Origin of the sequence: Bacillus sp. S4 (genome assembly GCF_040838205.1) — a bacterium.
Lineage (GTDB): Bacteria > Bacillota > Bacilli > Bacillales > Bacillaceae_G > Bacillus_A > Bacillus_A cereus_U.
Map to the genome: position 1 here is coordinate 1 of NZ_JBFPJI010000149.1, position 7894 is coordinate 7894.

Here is a 7894-nt window from a genome sequence, read left to right on the forward strand (position 1 = left end):
GTAAAAACACCTCTATATTTTCATTATCTAATACTTTTATTCCATTTCTTTCTTCCGTTTCGTAATTATCTTCAGTGCTTACACCTAAATTTTTATATGCATTATCTAATTTATTATAATCTAAAAACCATAGTTCTTTATCTGTTACATACCATCTAAATTCACTATTATATATGACGGCTACTACAATGTTTTCTGCATAAAGTGGTTCTAATATCATAATATCCTCCTTTTATTATTACTTTTATAATCCTGCCATTCTTGGCGTTGTGGGGTCAACTATTTTCAGGACAGTTGCCCTTGGTTTAGTGGATATAAAGTATTGCATTTTCATTTATAAACACATCTAACGATTTAAGTATATCAAATTTAACAGTCAGTGAAGGATGTGAACCCCACAATGATTAGATTTTCATTTTTTCATATTTTCACTGGAATTTATGACAATCTCTTGAACTGTGCGAAATGTCACATCTGTATTTTACAACCTCTCTTATAGTAAGGGTATGTAAGAGAGACGTATTAAAGGAGTGAACACTATGAAGAAGAAACCTTCAGCACTAATGAGACGCTTAAAATATTTTTCACCAATAGATCGTTATAACGATAATCATACACAAGAAACATATGAAGATCGTGAATGGGAAAATGTGTACAGAAAACGTTGGCAGCATGATAAAGTTATTCGTTCTACACACGGTGTGAACTGTACTGGTTCGTGTAGCTGGAACATTTATGTGAAAGATGGAATTGTAACATGGGAAGGGCAAGAGCTTAACTATCCAACAACAGGTCCTGATATGCCTGATTTTGAACCACGAGGATGTCCGCGTGGAGCGAGCTTTTCTTGGTACATTTATAGTCCACTTCGTGTGAAATATCCATATGTACGTGGTGTGCTTTGGGAAATGTGGCAAGAAGAACTACAAAATAACGAGTCACCATTAGATGCTTGGAAAAGCATTGTGGAAAACCCTGAAAAGGCACGTAAGTATAAGCAGGCGCGTGGTAAAGGCGGATTCATCCGAGCGAATTGGGATGAAGTATTACAACTTGTTTCAGCTTCTTTACTTTATACAGTAATTAAATACGGTCCAGACCGCAATGTTGGTTTTTCACCAATTCCAGCTATGTCGATGTTAAGTCACGCTGCAGGTAGCCGTTTTATGCAACTTATGGGTGGGCCGATGCTTAGCTTTTATGATTGGTATGCTGATTTACCACCAGCTTCTCCGCAAATTTGGGGTGATCAAACAGATGTACCAGAAAGTAGTGACTGGTATAACTCTGGCTACATTATGACATGGGGTTCAAATGTACCAATGACGAGAACGCCAGATGCTCACTTCTTAGCAGAAGTTCGTTATAAAGGGACGAAAGTCGTTTCTGTAAGTCCTGACTTCGCTGAATCTACAAAGTTTGCAGATGATTGGATTAGTGTGAAGCAAGGTACAGACGGTGCCCTTGCGATGGCAATGGGGCACGTGATCTTACAAGAATTTTACGTAGATAATCAAGTGGAATACTTCACAAAGTATGCGAAGCAATATACTGATTTTCCTTTCTTTGTCACATTGAAACAAAAAGGAGACCAATTCATTGCTGATCGATTCTTAAATGCTTCTGATATTGGACGCGAAACAAAGTTAGGAGAATGGAAACCTGTTCTTTGGAACGAGAACACGAAAGATTTTGCAACACCTCAGGGAACTATGGGGTCACGTTGGGATAACGAAAAGAAATGGAACTTACGTTTAGAAGATGAACAAACAGGTGAAAAGATTGATCCACGTCTTTCTTTACTTGGAATGGAAGATGCTGTTGAAACTGTACAAATCCCGTACTTCTCGGATGATGGAAACAAAGTATTAGAACGTACAATTCCAGTGAAAAAAGTTATGACAGAAGAAGGCGAAGTGTTCGTTACAACTGTATACGATTTAACGTTAGCAAATTACGGTGTGAACCGAGGGCTTGGCGGGCAGGAACCGAAAGATTTCAATGATGATGTACCGTTTACACCTGCATGGCAAGAGAAGATGACTGGAGTAAAGCGAGAACTTATTATTCAAATTGCTCGTGAGTTCGCACAAAATGCAGTTGATACGAATGGTCGCTCGATGATTATTGTCGGAGCTGGTATTAACCATTGGTTTAATTCTGATACGATTTATCGCGCAGTTTTAAATCTTGTTCTTCTCGTCGGGGCACAAGGTGTCAACGGCGGTGGTTGGGCACATTATGTTGGTCAAGAAAAGCTGCGACCAGCAGAAGGGTGGCAAACAATCGCAATGGCAAAAGATTGGCAAGGGCCACCGAAATTACAAAACGGTACGTCATTCTTCTATTTCGTAACAGATCAATGGCGCTATGAAGATACACCTGTTGGACATTTAGCATCACCAATTGAGGGCAACTCACGTTATCAACATCACGGTGATTACAATGTATTAGCGGCACGACTTGGCTGGTTACCTTCGTATCCAACATTCGAGAAGAATGGAATTGAATTATATAAAGAAGCTGTTGCTGCTGGTGCAACAACGCAAGAAGAAATCGGAAAATACGTTGCACAAAAATTAAAAGAAAAAGAACTGAAATTTGCAATTGAAGATCCAGATAATAAAAACAACTTCCCGCGTAACTTATTCGTATGGCGTGCAAACTTAATTTCAAGTTCCGGTAAAGGTCACGAATATTTCTTAAAACATTTATTAGGTACAACAAACGGATTAATGAATGACGATAGTGATTCATTACGACCAGAAGAAATTAAGTGGCATGAAGATGCACCTGAAGGGAAGTTAGATTTACTCATTAATTTAGATTTCCGTATGGCTGGAACGGCGCTTTATTCTGATATCGTCTTACCTGCTTCAACTTGGTATGAAAAACATGATTTAAGTAGTACAGATATGCATCCATTTGTACATCCATTTAATCCAGCAATCGGTTCACCGTGGGAAGCACGCTCTGACTGGGATATTTTCACCGCTCTTTCTAAAGCTGTGTCGGATTTAGCGAAGAAAATTGATCTTGAGCCAATGAAAGAAGTTGTTGCAACACCACTTCTTCACGATACACCGCAAGAATTAGCGCAACCACTTGGCAAGATTAAAGATTGGAGCAAAGGTGAGTGTGAACCGATCCCAGGTAAAACAATGCCGCAAATTCATGTTGTCGAAAGGGATTACAAAACGATTTATGACAAGATGACAGCGCTTGGACCAAATACCGGAAAACAACCGATTGGTACGAAAGGGATTTCTTGGTCAGCAGAAAAAGAATATGAGCAATTAAAGAGTCGATTAGGAGTTATTCGAACGGATTCTATTGCGAAAGGGTGCCCAGACATAAAAGAAGCAATTAACGCTGCTGAGGCGGTATTAACACTTTCTTCTACAACAAACGGTCATATGGCTGTAAAAGCATGGGAAGCACTTGAAAAACAAACCGATTTAAAACTACGTGATTTAGCAGAAGAACGTGAAGAAGAATGCTTCACATTTGAACAAATTACAGCGCAGCCTAAAACAGTAATTACTTCTCCAGCCTTTACGGGTTCTGAAAAAGGTGGACGACGTTACTCACCATTTACAACCAATGTTGAGCGTCTCATCCCTTGGAGAACGATAACCGGTCGACAATCTTTCTACTTAGATCACGACATGATGAAAGAATTTGGTGAAACGATGGCAACATTTAAACCAATTCTGCAACATAAACCGTTTCGTAAATCACGACCTGAAGTAGAAGGGAAAGAAATTACACTAAACTATTTAACACCGCATAATAAGTGGTCGATTCATAGTATGTACTTCGATTCATTGCCGATGTTAACGCTGTTTAGAGGCGGTCCAACTGTTTGGATGAACAAAGATGACGCGAATGAAGCTGGAGTTGCCGATAATGATTGGATTGAATGCTTTAATCGTAACGGCGTTGTCGTAGCACGTGCTGTTGTAACGCACCGTATACCGAGGGGAATGGCATTTATGCACCATGCACAAGATCGTCACATTAACGTGCCTGGTACGAAATTAACAAGCACCCGCGGGGGAACACATAATAGTCCAACCCGTATTCACGTTAAACCAACACATATGATTGGTGGATATGGCCAATTAAGCTATGGATTTAACTACTATGGTCCGACGGGGAACCAGCGTGACTTAAATGTCGTAATCCGTAAACTGAAGGAGGTAGATTGGCTTGAAGATTAAAGCGCAAGTCGGAATGGTAATGAACCTAGATAAATGCATCGGCTGCCACACTTGTAGCGTAACATGCAAAAACACCTGGACAAATCGTCCAGGTGCTGAATATATGTACTTCAATAACGTAGAAACGAAACCTGGAATTGGTTATCCGAAACAATGGGAAGATCAGGAGAAATACAAAGGCGGCTGGGAATTAAAAAATGGTGAAATTCAGCTGAAATCCGGTTCGAAAATGAAGCGTCTTATGAACATTTTCCACAATCCAGATCAACCAACAATCGATGATTACTTTGAACCTTGGAATTATGATTATGAAACGTTAACAAACAGCCCGCAGCGTAAACATCAACCAGTTGCTCGTCCAAAATCAGCAATTACGGGCGAATTTATCGACAAAATTGAATGGGGTCCAAACTGGGAAGATGATTTAGCAGGTGGACATATAACAGGATTACAAGATCCGAACGTCAAGAAAATGGAAGAAGGAATTAAAACGGATTTTGAAAATGTCTTTATGATGTATTTACCACGCATATGCGAACATTGTATGAATCCATCTTGCGTTTCGTCTTGTCCATCTGGTGCGATGTATAAACGTGAAGAAGATGGGATTGTCCTTGTTGATCAAAATGCATGTCGTGCTTGGAGATTTTGTGTATCGTCTTGTCCGTATAAAAAAGTGTATTTTAACTGGCAAACAAATAAAGCAGAAAAATGCACAATGTGTTTCCCGCGTATTGAAGCTGGTATGCCAACAATTTGCTCTGAAACATGTGTAGGACGTATTCGCTATATAGGGGTAATGTTATATGACGCTGACAAAGTAAAAGAAGCAGCTTCTGTTGAAAATGAAAAAGATTTATATGAATCTCAGCTTACTGTTTTCCTAGATCCAAATGATCCAGAAGTAATAGCTGAAGCAAAAAAACAAGGAATTCCTGATGAATGGATGAAAGCGGCACAGGAGTCACCTATTTATAAAATGATTATTGATTGGAAAATTGCTCTTCCTCTTCATCCAGAGTACCGTACAATGCCGATGGTTTGGTATATCCCACCGCTTAGCCCGATTATGAATATGGTGGAGGGGAAAGGAAGTAACTGGCAAGCAGAAGAGATTTTTCCTGCTATTGATAATATGCGTATTCCAATTCAATATTTAGCGAATTTACTCACTGCAGGAGATGAATCGCACATTCGTCTTACATTGAAAAAAATGGCTGTCATGCGAACACATATGAGAGCACTGCAAATTAATAAAGAACCAAATGAAGCAGTATTAAAAGAAATTGGTTTAACGAAAGAGGATGTAGAAGATATGTATCGTCTTCTTGCCATTGCGAAATATAAAGATCGCTTCGTCATTCCGACATCTCACCGCGAACAAGTTGCAGATTTATATAGTGAACAAGGAAGCTGTGGTCTTTCCTTTACAGGTGGCCCAGGCTCTTGTATGACAATCTCTTAAATAAAGGGGGCAGACAAATATGAAACAAAGTTTACAAACGGCTTTTTCTTGTTCTTCTTTTCTTCTCTCCTATCCTGAACTAGGTTGGAGAGAAGCTTTACTAGAATTACAGGAAGAGATTCAAGAAATTGAACAGGAAGAAATCAGAGCATCACTTACAACATTTATAAAAGCAGCGCTAGATAAAACAGACAATCAACTTATTGATTCTTACGTCTATACATTCGACTTTGGAAAGAAGACAAATATGTATCTTACCTACATGAAAACAGGTGAACAAAGAGAGCGTGGAATTGAATTATTAGAGTTAAAACAGCATTATCAAAAATCTGGTTTTAACGTAACAGATAAAGAACTACCTGATTATTTACCGCTTTTACTTGAGTTTCTTGCAAACGCGAATGAAAAAGATAGCGAACCAATTATGAGTAAATACACGGAAAATATACAAGCACTGCACGGGCAATTAAAAGAAGCAAACTGTATGCACGAACCAATTCTTGCAGCCGTTCTCCTAGCTATCGATGCATGGGGAGTACAGACGAATTAGAAAGGAGTGTTGTCAAAATGATGGATCAATTTTTATGGGTGCTGTTTCCCTATATCATTTTTGCAATCTTTATTGGTGGACACATTTTCAGATACAACTATGATCAATTTGGCTGGACATCAAAATCTAGCGAACTATTAGAGAAGAAAATGCTCCGGATCGGAAGTCTATTATTCCACTTTGGGATAATGTTCGTAATTGGCGGTCATGTTATGGGGATATTAATTCCAGAGTCCATATACCGCTCAATAGGTATTTCTGAGCATATGTATCATATAGTAGCGATTAGCTTCGGACTTCCGGCAGGGATTGCCTCTATTATTGGATTAATTATATTAACGTATCGCCGTTTAACAGTAAAACGTATCATTGCAACGAGTACAACAGGAGATTATGTTGCGCTTATCTTATTGCTTATTGTGATGCTGGCGGGACTGACTTCAACCTTTTTAAATATTGACTCAAAAGGATTTGATTATCGTACAACAATCGGTCCTTGGTTCCGTAGTCTCTTTATTTTCCAACCGAAAGTTGAATATATGATGGAAGTACCTGTATGGTTTAAAATTCATATTATTGCAGGGATGGGGCTTTTCGCAGTATGGCCGTTTACAAGACTTGTCCATGTTTTTAGTGCTCCGATTAAATATTTAAGCCGTAGTTATGTTATTTACAGAAGACGTATTCCTAATGAATTGAAAAAATAATGCCGTTATACCTATTTAGTAATATATCAAGAAAGACGAGGTTTAATTGAAGCCCTCGTCTTTCTTGATATAGGGGATAGCAACAAGGAAAATAACCAGTAACTTAATATGAAAAAAGAGTAGCATCTAAATAAGATGCTACTCTATGCTACAAACAGAGGCAGAACAATCTTCACAAGCAATTTCACATTTTAAAAATTGTAAATCATGGATTGTAATCTTTCCTTTATTAATAGAAATTGTACCTTTTTTTTTCAAATCATTTAACATTCGATTTACGCTTTCACGCGAAGTTGCACAGAAGTTTGCAAGTTCTTGATTCGTTAATGGTAAATCGATGAGAATCCCATTTTCTTTTAATACACCATAACTATTTGTCATTCGAATGAGAGTAGAATATAGGGCACCTTTTTTGCCGTGTAATACTAAATCTCGGAACTTCGTTTGCATTCTTCTTAAATGTTCACTAATCCATTTCATAAATTCAAATACAAGTGCGGGTTTTTGGAGTAATGCTTTTTCTAAGGCTTCACGCTTTATAACGCCTACTTCAACATCTTCAAGGCATTTTGAATTTAATAAATACTTGGCATTGTCCGTGAACAATGTTAGTTCTCCAATAATGTCATATTGCGAACAAATACGGAGTGTTAATTCTTGCCCGTCAGCACTTAGTTTACTAATTTGTACTTTTCCTGAGTGGATGATATAGAGATCTGTTGCTTCCATACCTTCTTGAAAAATAAAACTTCCTTTTTTTATCTGCATTTTATATTCAACAGATGCAAGTAATTCTTTTAAATCTTGAGATAATGTCATACTGTTTGCCACAGCGATCACCTTTCTTCTTATAAGCAATACATTTCCTATTTTGAGTGTAAGTATGATGAAAATGCAAGAGCTATTTTGAAAATAAAGAAAAATTTCAATGACCGTAGGGGAAAACAAC

At 38.1% G+C, this 7894-nt stretch carries 5 protein-coding genes and 1 pseudogene; 4 read left to right on the forward strand and 2 right to left on the reverse strand.

What is annotated here, in order from left to right:
• A pseudogene (locus AB3X48_RS14305) lies at positions 1–220 on the reverse strand (hypothetical protein); the annotation flags it as partial.
• 319 nt (positions 221–539) lie between these two features.
• Here AB3X48_RS14305 and AB3X48_RS14310 point away from each other — a divergent pair.
• Genes AB3X48_RS14310 through narI form a run of 4 tightly spaced genes read left to right on the forward strand, consistent with a single transcriptional unit; the run spans position 540 to position 6945 of the window.
• On the forward strand, positions 540–4223 hold the full coding sequence (locus tag AB3X48_RS14310) for a nitrate reductase subunit alpha (RefSeq protein ID WP_016104675.1): 3684 nt from the start codon (positions 540–542) through the stop codon (positions 4221–4223).
• The gene (narH, locus tag AB3X48_RS14315; protein ID WP_016104676.1) at positions 4213–5688 is read left to right on the forward strand and encodes a nitrate reductase subunit beta; all 1476 of its coding nucleotides are present in this window, start codon (positions 4213–4215) and stop codon (positions 5686–5688) included. Before AB3X48_RS14310 ends, narH begins: the two co-directional genes overlap by 11 nt.
• A 19-nt stretch (positions 5689–5707) precedes the next feature.
• Complete coding sequence (gene narJ / locus AB3X48_RS14320; RefSeq protein ID WP_002158082.1) at positions 5708–6238, forward strand: nitrate reductase molybdenum cofactor assembly chaperone; 531 nt, start codon at positions 5708–5710, stop codon at positions 6236–6238.
• A gap of 17 nt (positions 6239–6255) precedes the next feature.
• A complete protein-coding gene (gene narI, locus AB3X48_RS14325; RefSeq protein WP_002148403.1) occupies positions 6256–6945 on the forward strand; it encodes a respiratory nitrate reductase subunit gamma in 690 nt (229 codons plus the stop codon).
• 138 nt (positions 6946–7083) lie between these two features.
• Here narI and AB3X48_RS14330 read toward each other — a convergent pair whose 3' ends face one another.
• Entirely contained in the window at positions 7084–7776 is a 693-nt protein-coding gene (locus AB3X48_RS14330; protein ID WP_016104677.1) for a Crp/Fnr family transcriptional regulator, read from the reverse strand.
• Between the last annotated feature and the right edge of the window lie 118 nt (positions 7777–7894).